General features: G+C 67.4%; 18 protein-coding genes. 6 read left to right on the top strand and 12 right to left on the bottom strand.

Going from position 1 to position 19,053, the window contains the following annotated elements:
• Nucleotides 1-150: 150 nt before the first annotated feature.
• The 12 genes from tsaD to uxaC all read right to left on the bottom strand — a co-directional run bounded on the left by tsaD (nucleotide 151) and on the right by uxaC (nucleotide 11,987).
• Nucleotides 151-1,233, bottom strand: coding sequence for a tRNA (adenosine(37)-N6)-threonylcarbamoyltransferase complex transferase subunit TsaD (gene tsaD, locus AC5RTS_RS16230; RefSeq protein ID WP_493993045.1), 1,083 nt, complete (start codon nucleotides 1,231-1,233; stop codon nucleotides 151-153).
• Nucleotides 1,230-1,745, bottom strand: a complete 516-nt coding sequence (gene rimI, locus AC5RTS_RS16225; RefSeq protein WP_493993046.1) for a ribosomal protein S18-alanine N-acetyltransferase — start codon at nucleotides 1,743-1,745, stop codon at nucleotides 1,230-1,232. The genes tsaD and rimI overlap by 4 nt, the downstream gene beginning before the upstream one ends.
• A gap of 26 nt (nucleotides 1,746-1,771) precedes the next feature.
• Nucleotides 1,772-2,440 (bottom strand): tRNA (adenosine(37)-N6)-threonylcarbamoyltransferase complex dimerization subunit type 1 TsaB, encoded by a 669-nt coding sequence (gene tsaB, locus AC5RTS_RS16220; RefSeq protein ID WP_493993044.1) that lies wholly within the window; start codon nucleotides 2,438-2,440, stop codon nucleotides 1,772-1,774.
• 83 nt (nucleotides 2,441-2,523) lie between these two features.
• Nucleotides 2,524-3,063, bottom strand: a complete 540-nt coding sequence (gene tsaE / locus AC5RTS_RS16215; protein WP_493993043.1) for a tRNA (adenosine(37)-N6)-threonylcarbamoyltransferase complex ATPase subunit type 1 TsaE — start codon at nucleotides 3,061-3,063, stop codon at nucleotides 2,524-2,526.
• Nucleotides 3,060-4,337: an alanine racemase gene (gene alr, locus AC5RTS_RS16210; RefSeq protein WP_493993042.1), complete on the bottom strand. Its 1,278-nt coding sequence runs from the start codon at nucleotides 4,335-4,337 to the stop codon at nucleotides 3,060-3,062. Before alr ends, tsaE begins: the two co-directional genes overlap by 4 nt.
• A 12-nt stretch (nucleotides 4,338-4,349) precedes the next feature.
• Complete coding sequence (locus tag AC5RTS_RS16205; protein WP_493993041.1) at nucleotides 4,350-4,892, bottom strand: GNAT family N-acetyltransferase; 543 nt, start codon at nucleotides 4,890-4,892, stop codon at nucleotides 4,350-4,352.
• Nucleotides 4,892-5,938 carry an L-glyceraldehyde 3-phosphate reductase gene (mgrA, locus tag AC5RTS_RS16200; RefSeq protein ID WP_493993040.1) on the bottom strand — a complete coding sequence of 349 codons (1,047 nt, stop codon included), beginning with the start codon at nucleotides 5,936-5,938 and terminating at the stop codon, nucleotides 4,892-4,894. The genes AC5RTS_RS16205 and mgrA overlap by 1 nt, the downstream gene beginning before the upstream one ends.
• 22 nt (nucleotides 5,939-5,960) lie before the next feature.
• A complete protein-coding gene (locus AC5RTS_RS16195; protein ID WP_493993039.1) occupies nucleotides 5,961-6,914 on the bottom strand; it encodes a sugar kinase in 954 nt (317 codons plus the stop codon).
• The gene (locus tag AC5RTS_RS16190; RefSeq protein WP_493993038.1) at nucleotides 6,911-7,567 is read right to left on the bottom strand and encodes a bifunctional 4-hydroxy-2-oxoglutarate aldolase/2-dehydro-3-deoxy-phosphogluconate aldolase; all 657 of its coding nucleotides are present in this window, start codon (nucleotides 7,565-7,567) and stop codon (nucleotides 6,911-6,913) included. The genes AC5RTS_RS16195 and AC5RTS_RS16190 overlap by 4 nt, the downstream gene beginning before the upstream one ends.
• Before the next feature lie 115 nt (nucleotides 7,568-7,682).
• Entirely contained in the window at nucleotides 7,683-9,284 is a 1,602-nt protein-coding gene (locus AC5RTS_RS16185; RefSeq protein ID WP_493993037.1) for a UxaA family hydrolase, read from the bottom strand.
• Nucleotides 9,281-10,507: a D-mannonate dehydratase ManD gene (manD, locus tag AC5RTS_RS16180; RefSeq protein ID WP_493993036.1), complete on the bottom strand. Its 1,227-nt coding sequence runs from the start codon at nucleotides 10,505-10,507 to the stop codon at nucleotides 9,281-9,283. Before manD ends, AC5RTS_RS16185 begins: the two co-directional genes overlap by 4 nt.
• Nucleotides 10,508-10,556: 49 nt before the next feature.
• Nucleotides 10,557-11,987 (bottom strand): glucuronate isomerase, encoded by a 1,431-nt coding sequence (gene uxaC / locus AC5RTS_RS16175; RefSeq protein ID WP_493993035.1) that lies wholly within the window; start codon nucleotides 11,985-11,987, stop codon nucleotides 10,557-10,559.
• A 230-nt stretch (nucleotides 11,988-12,217) separates the two neighbouring features.
• On the opposite strand from uxaC, the gene AC5RTS_RS16170 reads away from it, so the two are divergent.
• The 6 genes from AC5RTS_RS16170 to AC5RTS_RS16145 are packed head-to-tail and all read left to right on the top strand — an operon-like array spanning nucleotide 12,218 to nucleotide 18,960.
• Complete coding sequence (locus tag AC5RTS_RS16170; RefSeq protein WP_493993034.1) at nucleotides 12,218-13,276, top strand: LacI family DNA-binding transcriptional regulator; 1,059 nt, start codon at nucleotides 12,218-12,220, stop codon at nucleotides 13,274-13,276.
• A gap of 10 nt (nucleotides 13,277-13,286) precedes the next feature.
• Entirely contained in the window at nucleotides 13,287-14,486 is a 1,200-nt protein-coding gene (locus AC5RTS_RS16165) for an extracellular solute-binding protein (protein ID WP_493993033.1), read from the top strand.
• On the top strand, nucleotides 14,483-15,613 hold the full coding sequence (locus tag AC5RTS_RS16160) for an ABC transporter ATP-binding protein (RefSeq protein WP_493993032.1): 1,131 nt from the start codon (nucleotides 14,483-14,485) through the stop codon (nucleotides 15,611-15,613). The genes AC5RTS_RS16165 and AC5RTS_RS16160 overlap by 4 nt, the downstream gene beginning before the upstream one ends.
• Nucleotides 15,610-16,536: an ABC transporter permease gene (locus tag AC5RTS_RS16155; RefSeq protein WP_493993031.1), complete on the top strand. Its 927-nt coding sequence runs from the start codon at nucleotides 15,610-15,612 to the stop codon at nucleotides 16,534-16,536. The genes AC5RTS_RS16160 and AC5RTS_RS16155 overlap by 4 nt, the downstream gene beginning before the upstream one ends.
• Nucleotides 16,536-17,420: an ABC transporter permease gene (locus AC5RTS_RS16150; RefSeq protein WP_493993030.1), complete on the top strand. Its 885-nt coding sequence runs from the start codon at nucleotides 16,536-16,538 to the stop codon at nucleotides 17,418-17,420. The genes AC5RTS_RS16155 and AC5RTS_RS16150 overlap by 1 nt, the downstream gene beginning before the upstream one ends.
• Nucleotides 17,410-18,960 carry a mannitol dehydrogenase family protein gene (locus tag AC5RTS_RS16145; RefSeq protein ID WP_493993029.1) on the top strand — a complete coding sequence of 517 codons (1,551 nt, stop codon included), beginning with the start codon at nucleotides 17,410-17,412 and terminating at the stop codon, nucleotides 18,958-18,960. Before AC5RTS_RS16150 ends, AC5RTS_RS16145 begins: the two co-directional genes overlap by 11 nt.
• Nucleotides 18,961-19,053: the final 93 nt, after the last annotated feature.

Below are 19,053 nucleotides of genomic sequence, written 5' to 3'. Positions count from 1 at the left end.
GACAAAGCTGAAGGGCCTGAGCCCGGTGCAATACCGTGCTCAGGCCCTCGCGGCCTAGACTTTTATTTGGCCAGTCCAACTTTCGGGGACCAGTTCAGATAACCGCCGGGGCCCTTCTGCCGGGTCTGTAAGTGAGGTCCGGAGGCGGCGCTAAGCCCCGGCGGGCGCCAGGTGGATGCTGGTGACCGGCAGGGACGGGTCCGTGCCAAAACCTATGCCCGAGGGTTCGCCGCCGGCCATGACCACCTGCGCACCCAGCGCGGCCACCATGGCCCCGTTGTCCGTGCACAGGGAGATGGGCGGCACCCGCAGCGTGATGCCTGCGGCGGCGCAGCGTTCCCCGGTCAGCGCCCGCAGCCGCGAATTCGCTGCCACTCCCCCGCCGAGCAGGAGATTGGTGATGCCGTGCTCGGTGCACGCCAGCACGGCTTTGGCGGTGATTACGTCGACCACTGCTTCCTGGAAGGACGCGGCGATATCCGCCACGGGCAGCTCCTGACCGGCGGCCTCGTACTGCTCCACGCAGCGGGCCACGGCGGTCTTGAGGCCGGAGAAGGACCAGTCGTAACGGTGCGGTCCGGGGGCCTCGGCGGTGCCCATGTACTTCGGCTGGGTCAGGCCGCGCGGGAAGCGGATGGCTTTGGGGTTCCCTTCCCGGGCCAGCCGGTCAATGGCCGGCCCGCCCGGATAGCCCAGCCCCAGGATGCGTGCGACCTTGTCATAGGCTTCGCCCGCGGCGTCGTCAATGGTCGAGCCCAACAGTTCAACGTCACTGGTCAGGGACGCCACGCGCAGGATTTCCGTGTGTCCGCCGGAGACCAGCAGGGCCCCGAGGTTATCCGGCAGCGCACCGCCGTCGAGCACTCCCACACCCACGTGTGCGACAAGGTGGTTGATGGCGTACAGCGGCTTGCCCGTGGCCAGGGCCAGGGCCTTCGCGGCGCTGACGCCCACCATCAGGGCGCCGGAGAGTCCGGGGCCGGAGGTGACGGCGATGGCGTCCAGATCCGCGAGGGTGACGCCGGCTTCGGCGAGGGCCGCCTGCAGGGCCGGAACCATGGCATCCAAGTGCGCGCGGGAGGCGATTTCAGGGATCACCCCACCAAACCGCACGTGTTCGTCCATGGAGGAGGACACCGTGTTGGTCAGCAGCTGGGTACCCCGGACAATACCGATCCCGGTCTCGTCGCAGGAGGATTCGATGCCAAGCACCAAGGGGTCGGTGCGGTTCATTTGCTGTCCTTTTGCTCTTGTTCGGGTGCTGCGGAGCCGGGAGCCGCAGGTTCGGATGCTGCAGGGCCGGGCGCCCCGGTCCAGGCGGCCAGCGGCAGGCGCATGATCAGCGCGGAAGCGCCGTCGCGGTAGTAGCGCGGGCGGATGTGGATCTGTTCGAAGCCGAACCAGCGGTACAGCCGCTGGGCCCGGGGATTATCGTCCCGCACCTCCAGCAGCACGTCCTCCGCGCCGCGCTGCTTTGCTTCCTCCACCAGGGTCGCCAGCAGCCGGGAACCGATGCCCGCGCCTTCGCTTTCGGGGACGACGGCGATGGTCTGCACATCCGCGATGGGCAGGACACACATCAGGCCGGCGTAGCCGATCACCGTGCCTGCCGGATCTTCCGCCACGTAATAGGAGCGGGTGTCTGTCTGGGCGAGCTCGTCGTGAAACATCTGCAACGGCCACGCGTCAACGGGGAAGAGCCTGCGCTCCAAAGCGTCCACAGCGGGAATGTCCGCCGTGGTCATGGGACGGATGGAGATTGCCTGGCTGCTCACAGGGCACGCTTCCGAGGGCCCGGAACCTTGGCATCGGATTCGCGGAGGTACAGCGGGGTGCTGGGCAGCAGCTGCAGGCCCCGGACCAGGCGGACGGCGGCGGTGCGGCCGAGGGCCTCGGCGGTGGGCTGGGCGTGGGCAAAGTCCTCAACGGCGTGCAGGACATCCGGATAGAGGCCGGCACCCGCGCCGTAGACCGGCAGGGCCGGCACCTCGGCCGGGTCAGAGACATGCGGGCCGTCGAGAAGCTCGGGTGTACCGCCGGTGCTGCGGTAGGTGGCCCAATAGACCTCTTTGCGGCGGGCATCGGTGGCGACGGCAAACTCGTCGATGCCCAGGCGCCAGGCGTCCAGGGCGGCATCCACGGCTATGGCGTCCAGGCTCATCACGCCGTGCAGCGGCTTGTCCCAGGCGAAGGCCAGGGTGCGGGCGGTGGCAATACCTGCGCGGAGCCCGGTGAACGGCCCGGGACCGACGCCCGTCACCACGGCATCAAGGTCTGCGCCCGTCACGTTTGCCTGGGCCAGCAGCCCGGCGATACCCGGAGCGAGGACCTCGGAGTGGGAGCGGGTGTCTTCGGTGGCGAAGGACGCAACTACTTCCCCCTCCCCGGTGAGCAGTGCCGCACTGGCTATGGCGGAAGTATCGATGGAGAGGATAAGCACGGTGTCTATTCTACGGCGCGTGCCGGTCCGGCCGGTTCTGGCCTGGCTGGTCCTGGCCCCGGAGCCGGTCCGGCGGCCGGACCTCAGCCCAGAGCCGGTGTGTCCTGCCAGCGCGGACCGTACCCGGCCAGCCGGAGAACGCGCTCCTCGTCGGCATCGTCGTCTGAGAAGTCCGTTTCGGGCGCGTTGCCCGGGGCCAGGGCGCGGTCCCCGCCGACCGCCCGGATAAGCGTTATCTCCAGCCGGCTGTCCGCGAGGTGTTCCACCAGCCCATGGCCCCACTCGACCACGGTGACGGCGCGGTCCATGGAGGCCTCGAGATCGATATCGTCAACCTCGCCTTCGGACCCCAGGCGGTAGGCGTCCACGTGGACCAGATCCGGCCCGTCACCCAGGTTGGGGTGCTCCCGGACCAGCACGAAGGTGGGCGAGATGATCCCGGGCCGCACGCCGAGCCCTTCGCCCAGGCCCTGGGTGAAGGTGGTTTTGCCCGCCCCGAGTTCCCCGGTGAGCAGCACCAGGTCCCCGCGGCGGAGGGTTCGGGCAAGGCGGGCGGCCAGGGCCTTGGTTTCCGCGGCGCCGCTGGTCCGGTATTCAGCTTCCCACTGTGCAGCCTGCGTCACTGTGCCCGGACCGCCTCTGCTCCGGATGTTCCGGTGGTTCCGCCCGGCGCTTCGGGCGCCGGTGCGCCTTGGACCGCTTCCAATGCGATGGGCCCGGTCCCGGATTCTTCAACGGTTCCTGCAGCGCTGTCGATGTAGGTGCGGGATACCCGCTCGCTGATCCGGGTGATGATTTCATAATTGATGCTGCCGGCCGCCGAAGCCCATTCGTCCACTCCGGGCAGGCCTTCGCCGCCGAAAAGGACCGCTTCCCTGCCGACCAGGGAATCCTCGGTACCGGCGATGCCGGTGCGGCCCAGGTCGATGACCATCTGGTCCATGGCGATCCGGCCGACCACCGGATACACCTGCCCGTCCACCTGGACGGGACCTCCCGTGGCCACCCGCGGCACGCCGTCGGCATAGCCCAGCGGCACCAGTGCCAGCGTGGTGGGTTCCTGGGTGCGGTAGTGCAGCCCGTAGGAGACTCCCTGCCCGGCGGGGACCTCCTTGCAGGCGGAGATGGTGGTTTTCAGGGTCATTGCCGGGCGCAGTCCCAGCTCGGCCGGGGTCTGTCCGGCAAACGGAGACAGCCCGTACATGCCCAGCCCGATCCGGACGAGGTCGAAATGGGCGTCGGGCCGGGAGAGTGCGCCCGGGGTATTGGCGATGTGCCGCACCTCGCGGTCCACGCCGGCGTCCTCAGCCACGGCGACGGCGATGCGGAACTTCTCCAGCTGCTCATCGGTTTCCGGCCGGTGCGGTTCGTCGGCGACGGCGAAGTGGGAGAAGATGCCCACCACCCGCAGCAGTCCCTCTTCCTGGTAGGCGAGGGCACGACCCACGAAGGCCTCCCACAGGTCCTCGGGGCACCCGTTGCGGCCCAGGCCGGTGTCGATCTTCAGGTGCACCCTGGCCGGCATTTCCAGTTCGCGGGCGGCAGCCACCACGGCGTCCAGGTCCCAGCCGGATACCCCGACGTCGATGTTTTCGCGGATGGCGTCGGCGAACTGTGTCTGGTGCGTATGCAGCCAGGCCAGCACCGGCGCGGTGATCCCGGCAGCACGCAGTTCCAACGCCTCGCTGATGTGTGCCACTCCCAGCCACGCTGCGCCCGCCTCAAGTGCGGCCCGGGCGGTCTGCACGGCACCGTGACCGTAGGCATCCGCCTTCACCACGGCCATGACCCGGGCAGGGCTGACGATATGGGAAAGGTGGCGGACGTTGTGCCGGATGGCGGCCAGATCGATGACGGCGGTACGTTCTGCCGGGGAAGGGAATTCAGGGTAGTTCACGTCCCTATTCTTTCACTCCCGCACACCCTCGCCGTCCCGGACCGGCCCCGTTTCGCCGTCCGACAGTGAAAGGTGCATGATATGCAGTCCGGTCAGGCCGTGCCGGGGGTGCCGGAATGCCTCCGGCACCGTGGCGAGGATCCGGAAACCCAGCGACTGCCACAACCTCACTGCCCGGGTGTTGGTTTCCACCACGGCATTGAACTGCATGGACCGGTAACCGCGGCGGACGGCCTCGGCCAGCACATGTTCGGCGAGCGCCCGGGCAACGCCGCGTCCGGTGAACTGCGTTCCGGTCATAAACGACGCGTTGGCCACGTGGGCGCCGTTGCCCGGCCGGTTCGGATGCAGCTGGGCAGTGCCCGCCACGGTGCCGTCCAGTTCGGCGACAAACACCACGGCGGGCGCGGGCTCGAGCCACAGGAGGCGTGCCGCGTCCTCCGTGGCGGCCGTGTCCCAGCAGTAGGTCTCCCCGGCCCGCAGCACCGGTTCCATGACGGCCCAGAGGCCCGGCCAGTCCTCCGGCCGGGCCTCCCGTATCTGCAGTCCCTCCACTACGCTTCGAGGGCGGCAGCCCACAGATTGATCTTGGAATCCACTGCGTACTCGTCGATCCGGCGCAGCTCGTCGGCGCTGAATTCGAGGTTGTTTACGGCGGCCAGGGAGTCCTCCAACTGCTTGACGCTGGAGGCACCGATCAGGGCGGAAGTGATGGAGGAGCCGTCCGGCTGGGTGCGCAGGACCCAGGCGATGGCCATCTGAGCCAGGGTCTGGCCGCGGGATTCGGCAATGCTGTTCAGCCCCCGCACCCGTTCCAGGTTCTCGTCCGACAGCTGGGACGGGTCCAGTGACTTGCCCGCTGCGGCCCGGGAATCATCCGGCACTCCGCCCAGGTACTTGTTGGTGAGCAGACCCTGGGCCAGCGGCGAGAAGGCAATGGATCCCGCACCGGCCTCCCGCAGTGCGGCGAAGAGGTTGGGCTCACCCTGCTCCACCCAGCGGTTGAGCATGGAGTAGGAGGGCTGGTGGATCAGCAGCGGTGTGCCCATCTCGCGCAGGATCCGTGCCGCTTCGAGCGTCTTCTCGGGCGAATACGAGGAAATGCCTGCATAGAGGGCACGGCCGGACCGCACTGCGGTGTCCAGCGCCCCCATGGTCTCCTCCAGCGGGGTTTCCGGGTCCGGGCGGTGGCTGTAGAAGATGTCCACGTAATCCAGTCCCATGCGTTCCAGTGACTGGTCCAGGCTGGAGAGCAGGTACTTGCGGGATCCCCAGTTGCCGTACGGGCCCGGCCACATGTCATACCCGGCCTTGCTGGAGATCACCAGCTCGTCCCGGTAGGGGCGGAAGTCATCGCGCATGTGGCGGCCGAAATTGGTCTCGGCGGAGCCGTAGGGCGGGCCGTAGTTGTTGGCCAGGTCGAAGTGCGTGACGCCCAGGTCAAAGGCCCGGCGCAGGATGCTGCGCTGGGTCGCGAAGTCCTTGTCGTCGCCGAAATTGTGCCAGAGTCCCAGCGAGACGGCCGGCAGCTTCAGCCCGCTTTCGCCGACCCGGCGGTACGGCATGGAATCGTATCGGTTTTCCGCAGCAACATAAGTCATGGCCACCATAATGCCACCGTGCCTATCGCTGCACGCCTTCCGCCGCTCCCAGTGTCTGCAGGTCCGCCCGGGTGGGCAGGCCTTCCCAGTCTCCGGCGGTCAGGCAGGCAAAGGCTCCGGTGCGCACGGCCGTTTCCAGCCGGGTCTTCGGATCGGCACCGGCCATAAGCTCGGCCAGGTATCCGGCGACGAAGGCATCCCCTGCGCCCACGGTGTCCAGTGCATGGATCGGCACAGCGTCCTGACTGTACTCCCCGCCGTCGAGCAGCGCCGTGCAGCCCTCGGCTCCGAGCTTGATCACCACCTGCTCCGGTCCCATATCAGCCAGCCGTGCCGCCATGACAAGCGGCGGCGCCGAGCTGCCCAGGGCAATGGCGGCTTCATCTTCCCCGGCAAAAACCACATCCGCATCGGCAACCAGCTTGCGCAGCACAGGGGCGGCTTCCTCCCGGCTCCACAGGGCCGAGCGGTAGTTCAGGTCCAGCGAGACGAGGGTGCCGGCGTCGCGGGCACAGTCCACGGCGAAGCGGACGGCCTCGGCCGCCGATGCCGACAGTGCGGGGGTGATTCCGGTGATGTGCAGCAGCCGGGCCGCGGCGACCGCTTCCGCCGGCACATCCTCCCAGGAGAGCCGGGAGCCTGCGCTTCCGGCCCGGTAATACCAGACCTTCACCGCCTCGCTGGTCCGCCGCTCCTTGATCATGAGGCCCGTGGGTGCGCCGGAATCGGTGCGGGCCAGCACCCGGAGGCCTTCGGCCCGGAGCTCGCGCAGCACCAGTTCGCCCAGGCTGTCCGCGCCCACCCGGCCCGCCCAGGCGACGTCGACGCCGAGGCGGCTCAGGCCGATGGCGACATTGCTTTCCGCTCCCCCGATTCCGGCCTCGAGGGTGCCGGCATGGGCCAGGGGGCCGGGTTGCCTGGAACGCATCATGGCCATGGTTTCGCCCAAGGTCACAACCTGCGCAGCCCCGCTCACTTCCTGCCTCCCTGGCTGCCGGCGGCGGCGAGCGCGTGGACCAGCTTCCGGGTCCGTTCCTGCAGGGCGGCCAGGCTGCCGCCCTCGAACGCATCCTGGAGGAGCGGGCCTCCCATGCCGACGCCTGCGGCTCCGGCACGCAGCCATGTCTCGGCGTCCTCCACCGCGATACCGCCCGATGGGATGACGGCCAGGTCAGGGAACGGGCCGCGCAGCTGGGAAAGGTAGCCGGGTCCCACCACGGAGGCAGGAAATACCTTCACTGCGGTGGCCCCCGCCCGCCAGCCGGAGTACAGCTCCGATGGGGTGAGGCCCCCCGGAACCACCGGCACGCCCGCGGCTGCCGCGGCCGCCACGACTGCTGTATCCATCACCGGGGTGACCAGGAACCCGGCACCGGCAGCGATCAGGGAGGCTGCCTGGCCGGTATCCGTGACGGTGCCGACGCCGATCCTTGCGTCCGTCCCGTACTGCCGGACCAGGTCCGGCAGTACCTGGAGCACTCCGGCAGTGCTGAGGGTGAGTTCCACCTGCCGCACGCCGGCAGCCAGCAGGGCTTCAATCACCGGGGCGTACTCCGAGGCCTCGCGGGCACGGAGGACCGCAATCAGGGGCGCCTCCGCCAGTTCCCGTAGCCAATCACCACCGCTCACCATGCCGCCCTTTCCCGCGTCGCCGTTCCCTTGCCGCAGCCGTTTGGGTGTTGTAACCCCACGTTGGTGTCCCTCACCTTACTGCCCCTCACTTCGCCCTCACACGCCCCGGCCCTCATGTCACTGTCCCCATCTGCCACGGGACAAACTCGTCCTGTCCAAGGTCCAGTTCCTCGCTCACGGTCTGCCGGCCGGAGGCGGTGGCCAGGATCCGGTGGAAGATCCGCTCCCCCATCTCCGCCAGATCTGTTCCGCCGTCGATGATTTCACCGCAGTTGATGTCGATGTCTTCGGCCATCCGGCGGTACAGCTCCGTGTTGGTTCCCAGCTTGATGCTGGGCACGGGGCGGCAGCCCAGCACCGAACCGCGTCCGGTGGTGAAGCAGACCACCGTGGCCCCGCCGGCCACGATCCCGGTCACGGATACCGGGTCATAACCCGGTGTATCCATAAAAACCAGTCCGGGCCCGCGGATGCGGTCCGCATAGCCGATGACGTCGGTAAGCTCGGCACGGCCGGCTTTGGCGACGGCGCCCAGGGATTTTTCCAGGATGGTGGTCAGCCCGCCCGCCTTGTTTCCCGGGGACGGGTTGTTGTCCAGGCTTCCTCCGCCGCGGAGCGCGTACTCCTGCCACCACTGAAGCCGGCCCAGCAGCTTCTCCCCCACGCTGCTGGTAACCGCCCGGGCCGTCAGGAGGTGTTCCGCGCCGAACACTTCCGGCGTCTCCGCCAGGACGGAGGTGCCGCCCCAGCCGACCAGCCGGTCCGAGGCCATACCCAGAGCCGGATTGGCGGTGATGCCGGAATAACCGTCCGATCCGCCGCAGTTCATTCCCAGGACCAGTTCCGAGACGTCGATGGGTTCCCGCTGCAGTTCGTTCAGTGCCGGCAGCATGCGCCGGATTGCTTCCACACCGGCACGCACCGATGCCCGCACCCCGCCGGATTCCTGGATTACCAGCCGCTCGACCAGTTCGGCGGATATCTCCCCGTCGATCAGGCGGTCGGCCTGCAGCATTTCGCAGCCCAGCCCGACCACCAGCAGTCCGGCGAAGTTCGGATGATGGGCGTACCCGGACAGGGTCCGGAAAAGAATCTCCGCACCGTCGCTGCCTGCCACCAGCCCGCACCCGCCGGTATGCGTCAGTGCCATCACTCCGTCAATATTGGGGAAGGCGTCAAGGACCGGGCCGCGGAACTGGTCGGCGATCATCCGGGCCGTGCTCGCGGAGCAGTTGACGGAGGTCAGGATTCCAATGTAATTCCGCGTCCCGGCACGCCCGTTGCGCCGGCGGTAGCCCTGGAAGACCGGCCGCGGACCGTCCGGTACCGGCGGCCGGAAGCGCGCTGTGCCGAACGCATGCTCCTGCCCGGCGGCTGCCATCGCCAGGTTGTGGCTGTGGACATGGTCTCCGGCACTAATCGGTCCGGTGGCCTGCCCAATGACCTGGCCGTATTTGTGCACCCGTGCTCCTGCTGCAATGTCCACGAGCGCCAGCTTGTGCCCCTCCGGGATATCGACCGCGGGCACCAGGACGCGCGCGCCCGGTCCCGGCACCGGTTCCCCGGCCCTGAGCGGGCGAAGGGCGACACCGACCTCGTCCCCGCGGTCCAGCCGCAGAACCGCGCCGGCGGGCGGCACGGTTCCGCCCGGCGGGTTTTCTCCACTGTGCGGGGCGGCGGTGCTGCCCGCGGGGCCTCCCGGAAGCCCGCTCACCAGTCGTGCACCGTCCCGTCCAGCAGCCGGTTGACCGGCAGGTAGGCGGGCGTGTAGTCAAAGGACTTGGCGGCCTCGTCGTCGTAGTCCACGCCCAGGCCGGGGGCCTCCCCGGGGTGCAGGAGCCCGTCCCTGAAGCTGTAGCCGGTGCGGAAGACGCGCAGGGTGTCCTCGGAGTGTTTCATGTACTCCTGGATGCCGAAGTTGTGCAGTGCCAGTCCCAGATGCAGCTGGGCCGCCTGGCCCACCGGGGAAATATCGGTGGGGCCGTGGAACCCGGATTTGATGGAGTACACGGCCGCGAAGTCCATCAGCTTCCGCAGCGCGGTGATGCCGCCGGTGTGCGTGACGGCGGAGCGGACATAGTCGATCAGCTGCTCGGTAATGAGGGTCTGGTAGTCGTACAAACTGTTGAACACCTCCCCGATGGCCAGCGGGACCGTGGTCTGCGAGCGCACGCGGCGCAGTGACTCCTGGTTCTCCCCCGGTGTGCAGTCCTCCAGCCAGAACAGGTCATAGGGTTCCAGTGATTTTCCAAGTCCCGCAGCCTGGTTGGGCGTCATTCGGTGGTGGCCGTCGTGCAGCAGGACCAGCTCGGGACCGAACTCGGCCCGGACCTCGGCAAAGACCTGGGGAATGTGGCGCAGATACGCCCGTGTGTCCCAGGCTTCCTCGGCGGGCAGCGGCGCCCGCAGTGCGGGTTCGTAGTCGTAGCGCTGGCCGGGCCGCTGGTCGCTGGCCACCCCGTAGATCTGGCCGAGTCCGGGGACCCCGGTCTGGACCCGGATGGCACGGAACCCCTGGTCCAGGTGATTGCGGATGGAGGTGAAGAGCGAATCCCGGTCGCTGCCCGAGGCATGGCCGTAGGCAAGGCAGCCCGCACGCGAAGCCCCGCCCAGCAGCCGGTAAAGCGGCAGCCCGGCCTCCTTGGCCAGGATGTCCCAGAGCGCGACGTCGACGGCGGCAATCGCTGCCATCGTGATGGGGCCGCGCCGCCAGTAGGCCCCGCGGTACAGGTACTGCCAGGTGTCCTCGATCCGCCGTTCATCCCGGCCGATCAGCAGCGGCACCACGTGTTCCTTCAGGTACGCGGCCACGGCCAGTTCACGGCCGTTGACGGTGGCATCGCCCAGCCCGACCAGTCCGGAATCGGTGGTCAGCCTAAGGGTGACGAAGTTGCGGCCGGGGCTGGTGACCAGCACTTCTGCCGAGCGGATTGCCATGGTCTCTCCTTGGTAGGGCGGTGCCGGTAGGGGTGGAGCTGAGCGGGGTTCAGGGCCGCGGGGCGTAGGACTGCAGCGGAAGGTTGTAGGCGAGGTCAATCCCGGTCTCCACGGCCTCTGCCGTTTCCAGCCGGCCCTCGGCCACCAGGCGGGCCAGGAAGCCCGCATCGATCCTCCGGGACAGATCATGCCGGGCGGGTATGGATGCCAGCGCGCGGGTGTCATCAACGAAACCGCTGGTGTTGTAGAAACCAGCGGTTTCCACCGCCGATTCGCGGAACCGCCGCATTTGTTCGGGGCTGTCCAGGAACCACCAGGGGGCGCCGAGCCGCAGGGCGGGGTAGGCGCCGGCCAGGGGCGCCAGCTCGCGGGAGTACACCGTTTCGTCCGTGGTGAAGACAATCATCCGGAAACCGGGATCCATGCCGAAGCTGTTCAGCACAGGCTGCAGCGCCCGGGTGAATTCCACCCGTACGGGGATGTCGAACCCCTTATCGGTTCCGTAGCGGTTCCGGACGGCGCCGTTGTGGTTGCGCAGCACCCCCGGATGCAGCTGCATCACCAGGCCGTCCTCGGCAGACATGCGTGCCATCTCGTACAGCATGCCGCCGGCGAAGGCCTCGGCCGCCGCCGCATCGGCCTCACCGCGCAGCGCGGCGGCAAAAATTCTCCGGGCATCGGCCGGATCCAGCGGGTCGGCGGCGGCGCTAAGGTGTCCGTGGTCCGTGGCCCGGGCCCCCGCCTGCAGGAACGCTGACCGGCGCTGCCGCAGTGCCTGCAGGAACGAGTCATAATCCCCGGCTTCGATCCCGGAGACTTCCGAAAGCCTGCGAATGTCCGCTGCCCAGCCGGGCCTGCGGATGTGCAGCAGGTCATCGGGACGGAACGTGGGCAGGATCCGCTGGCGGCCCTCCTGCTCGGCAAGTTTCCGGTGCCCCGCGAGGCCGGAGGCGGCGGAGTCGGTGGTGGCCAGCAATTCCACGTTGAAGCGGTCGAGTAAGGCGCGGGGACGGGATTCGTCCCGGGCCAGCCGTTCCAGAAGGAAGTCGTAAAGCTGGTCGGCGGTTTCCTCCGACGGAGGGGCGGGGGCCTCGAAGACCACTGCCAGTTCATGTTCGAGCCAGTAGCGGGTGGGGGTTCCCCGGAAGAGCTTCCAGTTGCGGCAGAAACGGCGCCATACCTCGCGCGGATCCGTCTCATACGGGGATCCGTCCTGCGTGCGGATGCCCAGCGCGGCGGGGCTTTCCCCCTGGGAGACGAGCATGCGCACCAGGTAGTGGTCCGGGATCACAAACATCTCGGCGGGATTGGCAAAGGGCTCGTCCTGCACCAGCAGATCCACCTCCACGTGCCCGTGCATCGAAACAATGGGCAGTGCGGCGGTGGCGGCGTAGATCTCGCGGGCCAGTGCCCGGACGCCGGGCTCGGCCGGCAGGGCCCGATCCGGGTCCAGATGCCAGGCGGTGCGCTGTTCGGTCACGTTGATGCCTCTCCTTTGAAACACGACGTTTGCAACAAATGCCACGCCCTGCACGGCCTGGTGCACTCCAATATGCGGGGGAATGCCGGAGAAGGCAAGGGTTTTCCGGGAGCAAATCAGCTTTCCGAAATCCGAAGGGTAAAACTATTGACACGCTTTGCAAACGATTGCATTGTGTGGTGTACGCCACACTCCGGTGGCCGCGACAACGAGGTGAGGCGGGTCCAGGAATGGCCGGTGCGGTAACTGTCAGGGATGTAGCGAGACTGGCCAGCGTCTCGGCGTCGACGGTTTCGCGTGCCCTCTCGGCATCGGACCTGGTCGCACCGCAGACCCGCGACCGCATCCTCGCCGCCGCAGCGCAGCTCGGGTACAGCGTGAACACCTCGGCACGCGGCCTGATCACCGGACGCACCAGCAACTTCGGCCTCGTGGTGCCGGACCTGGAGAACCCGTACTTCGCCTCGGTCACCAAGGGCGTGCAGGGCCGGGCGCTCGGCGAGGGATATGCCGTTTTCGTGGCGGACTCGGATGAGGACGTGCGTGCGGAAATTGAGCTGGTCCGGAAACTGGCCTCCCAGGTGGACGGGCTGATCCTGTGTTCCCCGCGCATGTCGGACGAGGACCTCGGACAGATCGCCCAGGACACCACCATGGTGCTGATCAACCGGCGGCTGCCGCAGGTGGACAGCATTACCGTCGATGACACCGAAATTGTCCGCCAGGCGCTGGGACACCTGTACGCACTGGGGCACCGCACGGTGTCCTACGCGGGCGGACCGGCGACGTCGTGGTCGGACAGCCAGCGCCGGAACGGGATCCGCCTGGCCCTCACCGATCTGCCCGGACTCGAGGTGGTCAGCATCGGTTCCTTCCCGCCGGTTTTCGACGGCGGGCTGTCCGCAGCCGACCTGGCCGCGGCGTCGGGCGCCACGGCTGTCCTGGCCTACAACGACCTCATGGCACTCGGTATCCTCTCGCGCCTTCAGGCACGGGGCATCAGCGTTCCGGAACAGATGAGCGTGGTGGGCATCGATGACGTCAGCGCCGCCACCCTGGTTTCCCCCGCGCTCACCACCGTCCGTGCACCCCTGCGCAAGGTAGGCACCGCCGCGGTGGACGCACTGATCGACCGCATTCTTCCCGAACGCCGGGACCTCCCGCCCGAGCCCCTGCCCATCCACCTGATGATCCGCGATTCAACGTCCGTTCCCCATCGTTCAGCAATGCCCCTCACGTCCCGCGAAGACGCCGGACTCAATGAAAGGTCAAGCAATGCGAAACACTAAGAAATTGCAGATGGTTTCAGTCTTCGCCGCGGCTGCGATGCTCGCAGCCGCCTGCGGGGCACCCGGAGGAAACGCCGGCTCGGAACCGCTCTCCACGAGCGATGTTCCTGAAACCCCGTCGGAGGCGGTGACGCTGAACATTCTCGACGTCGCCGGCAACAAGCAGCTGACGGAAGGAATCTTTGATTCGTTTGTCAGCGAGCATCCGGACATAGTCTCGGAAGTGACCTGGGAAACTGCGGGTGCGCCGGACATGGCCGGCAAGGTTAAGGCCCAGCAGCAGGCCGGGAACCTGCAGATTGACCTGGTGCTCACCGGAACCGACGGCCTGTCCGCCGGGATCAGCGAAGATCTCTTTGTTCCCATCGCGGCGGATTACAAGGACCGGCTCTCCAATATGGACAACTACCAGGAGCCCGCCGCCGAAATGCAGAAACTGGCCGAGGACAAGGGAGTGGCCCTGACGTACTACCCCTCGGGCCCGCTGTTGGAGTACAACCCGGAGAAGGTCCCCAACCCGCCCACCACCGCGGAGGAACTGCTGACCTGGACCCAGGAGAATCCCGGCCGGTTCGGTTATGCCAGGCCGGCAAACTCCGGGCCCGGGCGAACCTTCCTGATGGGGCTGCCCTACATTCTTGGCGACGACGATCCCAAGGACCCGGCGAACGGCTGGACGAAAACGTGGGACTACCTCCAGCAGTTGAACCAGAACATCAGCTCCTACCCCACCGGCACCGGCGTCACCATGAACAACCTGAAAAACGGAACCTGGGACATGGCACTGACAACCACCGGCTGGGACATCAATCCGAGGGCCCTTGAGCAGGTGCCGGCAAACTTCGAGGTGCAGGCGCTGGAAGGCTTCACCTGGGTGACCGATGCCCAGTACGCGGTTGTCCCCAAGGGTGTGTCCGCAGACAAGATGTCGGCCATCCTGCAGGTCCTGCAGTATGCCCTGACTCCCGAGCAGCAGGCGAAAACCTATGACAGCGGCTATTTCTACCCCGGGCCGGCCGTTGAAGGCGTAACCCTGGACATGGCACCGCAGAGCAGCCAGGACGTCATCGCCAAGTTCGGCCGTCCGGAATACGACGCCCTCATCGAGGACAATCCCAAGGCGACCCCGATCAGCGCCGAGGATCTGGTCACGGCCTTCAACACCTGGGATACCGAAGTGGCGAGCGGAAAGATCGAAGAAAAGAAATGAGCATCCAGGCCACTTCCTTCGAGACCTTGGAGCTGGAACACGTCGCCCGGAATTTCGGCGGGCAGGCTGCCCTGAGCGACCTCAACCTGAGCATCCGCGGCGGCGAGTTCATCGCGCTGCTCGGGCCCTCCGGCTGCGGAAAGTCCACCGCTCTGAACTGCCTGGCCGGCCTGCTGCCGCTCACGGGCGGGCGCATCCTCATGGACGGCCGGCAGATAGACCGGCTGGTGCCGGAAAAACGCGGATTCGGCATGGTGTTCCAGAACTACGCACTGTTCCCGCACCTGAGCGTGGAGAAAAACATTGCGTTTGGGTTGGAAATGCGCAGGATCCCACGGGCCGAGATCAAGACCAGGGTGGCGGAGGCCATTGAGCTGGTCCAGCTCGGCCCGCATGCCAAGAAGCTCCCCGGGCAGATGTCCGGAGGCCAGCAGCAGCGGGTCGCAATCGCGCGCGCCGTGGTGCTCCGCCCGCCGCTGGTGCTGATGGATGAACCGCTCTCCAACCTGGATGCAAAGCTCCGGCTGGAGATGCGGACCGAAATCCGCCGGCTGCACCAGTCCCTCGGCCTGACCACTATCTACGTCACCCATGACCAGGAGGAAGCGCTATCCCTGGCCGACCGCCTCGTGGTCCTGCGCCAGGGCGAAGTCCAGCAGGTGGGCACCCCCCAGGACCTTCACGAGCACCCCGACAACTGGCACGTTGCCGATTTCATGGGGTACCGGAACCTGCTCGACGGCGTCGTGGAGCATACCCGCGGCGGTACCGCCACCGTCTCCGTAGCGGGCACCGGCATCACCGGCGCCACCCGGGATCCGCTTGCACCCGGCGCCGCGGTGAAAGTGGGGATCCGCCCGGAAGACTTCGAAATCACCGATGCGAAGAGCCCGGCAGCGGGCCACACCCAACTCGAAGCGGTGGTCGAAGTGGTGGAGTACCAGGGCCGCGAATTCGCCGTCGAAGCCCGGACCGACAGCGGCCAGGCACTCCACATCCGGACCCACCGCACCGCAGAGGCCGGCCAGCGGATCACCGTCTCGGCACCTCATGAACGGGTCCTGGTTTTTGCTTCCTCCCTGACCGCGGCGGCCGCCGTCCCGGAACTGCAGGAGGCCGCGCCATGACCCAGGCCCCCGGGAAATCCCGCAGCACCGGCAAGGGAACACCCGGAACGCGTCCCGCACTCTCCCACCGGCTTGCCGAGCGCGGCATAGACCGCCTGCTCCTGCTGCTGGTGCCGGCCCTGTTGTTTGCCCTGGTCCTGTTTGTTTATCCGTTTGTCTACGGCCTGGGGTTGTCCTTCCAGCCGCGCGAAGGCGGCCTGTTCGGCGCCTACATCAAGTTCTTCACGGATCCCTCCATGCGGGGACTGGAGTCCATCTGGATCACCCTGAAGCTCGCGGTTCCGGCCGCCGTCTTCAACGTTGCGGCGTCCATTCCCATCGCCTACAAAATGCGGGGAAAGTTCCGCGGCAAGCGGGCACTGACCACCGTGCTGGTCATTCCCATCACGCTCGGAACGGTGCTGACCGCCGAAGGGCTGCTGAACTTCTTTGGCCAGCGCGGCTGGCTTAACCGGTTCCTGGACATCTTCGGTTTCGGCCCCCTGGACCTGGTGCAGAACTACTGGGGCGTGCTGTGGTCGCTGATCATCTCGGGGTTCCCTTTCGCTTTCCTGCTGATCCTGTCCTACCTGTCCGGGATTGACCCCTCGCTGGAGGCTGCCGCACGGACCCTGGGGGCGGACTGGAAACAGCGGTTCCGGAAGATCACGCTGCCCCTGTTGGCTCCCGGCCTGGCCATCACCTTCTGCCTGACCTTCGTCCTGGCCTTCAGCGTGTTTCCGTCAGCCATCCTGGTGGGTGACCCGTCCGGCTCCACCCGGGTGATCGCCTACGTGGCCTACAACGCCTGGGGGCAGCAATTCGACTATCCCCTGGCATCCGCCGCCGCAATCGTGATGGGCGCGGTGGAACTACTCGTCATTATCCTGGTGCTGCTGTGGCGGTCCCGGATGTACAAGGGAAGCACCGGAGGCAAAGGCTGATGAGCGCAACCATCCTCAAGGACACCGAGGCCCCGCCGGTACCGGAACCGGGCCGGCGGCAGTTGAAGGCCACCCCCGGGACGTTCCTGGTCTGGGGCGGCATGGCCCTGTTCCTGATTCTCCTTTTCGGCGTGGTCGCCTCCGTGGTGGTGAACTCCTTTGCCGGCCAGTGGTTCGATTCCTGGTTCCCCTCCGGCTATACCACTGCCTGGTACGGGGAAGCCTGGCGGCAGTACGATCTGGCCCAGGTGGTCACCACCACCGTGATCGTCGCCGTGGCGGTCGTCGGCATTTCGGTGCTCATCGGCGCGCCCGCCTCCTACGTCCTGGCCCGGCGCAGTTTCCCCGGCAAGAACATCGTGATGCTCGTTTTCCTCCTGCCGATCATGATGCCGCCCATCACGTACGGCATTCCCCTGGCGACGCTGCTGACCTACTACCATCTGGCGCCCGGCCTGACCGGGGTGATCCTGGCCAATCTGGTGCCTTCGGTACCGTTCGTCATCCTGACCATGACGCCGTTTATCGAGCAGATCAACCCGTCCATCGAGTCCGCCGCGCGCATGTGCGGGGCGAACATGACCCGGTTGTTTACCCGGATCCTCGCACCGCTGCTCATCCCCGGAGTGCTGGCCGCGGCGGTGCTGGTCCTGGTGCGGACCGTGGGCATGTTCGAGCTGACCTTCCTCACCTCCAACTCCAGTTCCGACACCTTGGTGGTGGCGCTCTTCACCGCGATGACGGGGGCAGGCATCCGGGCGCAGCAGTCAGTGGATGCCATGGCCGTGATCTACATGCTCATGATGATGGTGCTCCTGGTGGTCGCGCTCCGCTTCGTGAATCCCACGCAGCTGGTTTCCCAGGTGCGTGAAGATGTGGACTGAGGCCGGCGGTTCCCCGCAGCTTTCCGCTGCCGGGGAGCCGCCACCGCGGCTGAGCCGGGCGGCACTTGCATCCGCCGGATCAGGTTCCGCCCTGGGACCCGCGGTGGATCCGGGCAGCCTGCGGATTGGCATGGTCCATCTGGGACTGGGGGCCTTTCACCGGGCTCACCAGGCCGTGTACACCGAGGACGCTGCCGCTGCCACCGGGGACAGCGGCTGGGGAATCCTCGGCGTGACCGGCAGGAGCGCCAGGGTGGCGGAGACCTTGAAACCGCAGGACGGGCTGTACACGGTATTGACCAAGGCGCAGCCCGATGCCGGCAGGGCGGCGGAAGCCTCACTTCGGATCATCGGCTCGCTGCGCGGAGCTGTCTATCCCGGCCGTGACACACCGCTGGTGCTCCGGACGCTCGCGGAACCGGACACCCGGGTGCTGACTCTGACGGTCACGGAGAAGGGGTATCCCCGGGACGCCTCCGGACATCTGGCCGCGACTGAGGGCGTGGCGGCCGACCGGGCCGTCCTGGCGGCTGACAGCCGGCAACGTGCCGCACTCTCCGACGCCGCTGCCCGCACCCCGCTGGGACTGCTGGTCCGCGGGCTGTTCGCGCGTTACCGTTCATCGGGCGCCCCGCTCAGCGTGGTCTCCTGCGACAACCTCATTGCCAACGGGGCACTGACGCAGACCCTGGTCACCGAACTCGCGGAAGCCGGGGGGACCGGGTTTTGTGCCTGGCTGCAGGATTCGGTGAGCTTCCCCTCGACCATGGTGGATCGGATTGTCCCGGCAACCACGGAAGCGGACCGGCAGCAGGGCAGCGGATTGCTCGGACTTCGGGACGAGGCCCTGGTGGTGGCGGAGCCGTTCGGCCAGTGGATCCTGGAAGATGCCTTCGCCGCGGCCCGGCCGGCCTGGGACCTGGCCGGGGCGGTCCTCACCCCGGACGTGGCCCCGTTCGAGGCAGCAAAGCTGCGCCTGCTCAACGGGACCCACTCGCTGCTGGCCTACCTGGGTGCGCTGAAGGGCCATGCCACCATCGCCGATGCGGCGGCAGACGAGGACCTCGCCGCTGCCGCGGCCGCACTGCAGGCGGAAGCCATCTCCACCCTGGTGCCGCCTCCGGGCGTGGACCTGCACGACTATTCGGCGTCCATCCTGGCCCGTTTCCGGAACCCGGCCCTCGGCCACACCACGGTCCAGGTGGCGATGGACGGTTCCCAGAAGCTACCGGTCCGTGCCCTGGCAACGGTGGCGGACCTGTTGGACCGGGGGACGGTTCCGGATGCGCTGGCCCGGCTCGTGGCCGCGTGGATGGTGTTTATCTACCGTGGCCGGGATATCAATGGTTCCGTGCTGGCCCTGGAGGACCCGCTACGGGAAACTTTGTCGGCACAGGCCGCAGGCACGGAATCAGGCCTCGTCGACAGGCTCTTTGCCCTCACCGCGGTATTCCCCTCCCCCGTGGCCAGCCACCCCGAATTCCGCTCAGCTGTCAAAGGCCACGCAGCCGATCTGCTCGGCGTCGTACCGGGACGCTAGGTGTAACTCTTACGGACGTTGTGAACGCGTTCGATAGGTGAGAGGCCCCCGATCCCGGTATGGGCTCGGTGATGATTGTAGTGATGAAGCCAG

The organism is Arthrobacter sp. MDT1-49-2 (assembly GCF_059090185.1).
This window is presented reverse-complemented; position numbering and strand designations above follow the sequence as displayed.

Coding starts and splice junctions, on each gene's coding strand:
- tsaD (WP_493993045.1), bottom strand. CDS start 1,233: ATGAACCGCACCGACCCCTTGGTGCTTGGCATCGAATCCTCCTGCGAC.
- rimI (WP_493993046.1), bottom strand. CDS start 1,745: ATGACCACGGCGGACATTCCCGCTGTGGACGCTTTGGAGCGCAGGCTC.
- mgrA (WP_493993040.1), bottom strand. CDS start 5,938: ATGACTTATGTTGCTGCGGAAAACCGATACGATTCCATGCCGTACCGC.
- manD (WP_493993036.1), bottom strand. CDS start 10,507: ATGGCAATCCGCTCGGCAGAAGTGCTGGTCACCAGCCCCGGCCGCAAC.
- AC5RTS_RS16170 (WP_493993034.1), top strand. CDS start 12,218: ATGGCCGGTGCGGTAACTGTCAGGGATGTAGCGAGACTGGCCAGCGTC.
- AC5RTS_RS16165 (WP_493993033.1), top strand. CDS start 13,287: ATGGTTTCAGTCTTCGCCGCGGCTGCGATGCTCGCAGCCGCCTGCGGG.
- AC5RTS_RS16160 (WP_493993032.1), top strand. CDS start 14,483: ATGAGCATCCAGGCCACTTCCTTCGAGACCTTGGAGCTGGAACACGTC.
- AC5RTS_RS16155 (WP_493993031.1), top strand. CDS start 15,610: ATGACCCAGGCCCCCGGGAAATCCCGCAGCACCGGCAAGGGAACACCC.
- AC5RTS_RS16150 (WP_493993030.1), top strand. CDS start 16,536: ATGAGCGCAACCATCCTCAAGGACACCGAGGCCCCGCCGGTACCGGAA.
- AC5RTS_RS16145 (WP_493993029.1), top strand. CDS start 17,410: ATGTGGACTGAGGCCGGCGGTTCCCCGCAGCTTTCCGCTGCCGGGGAG.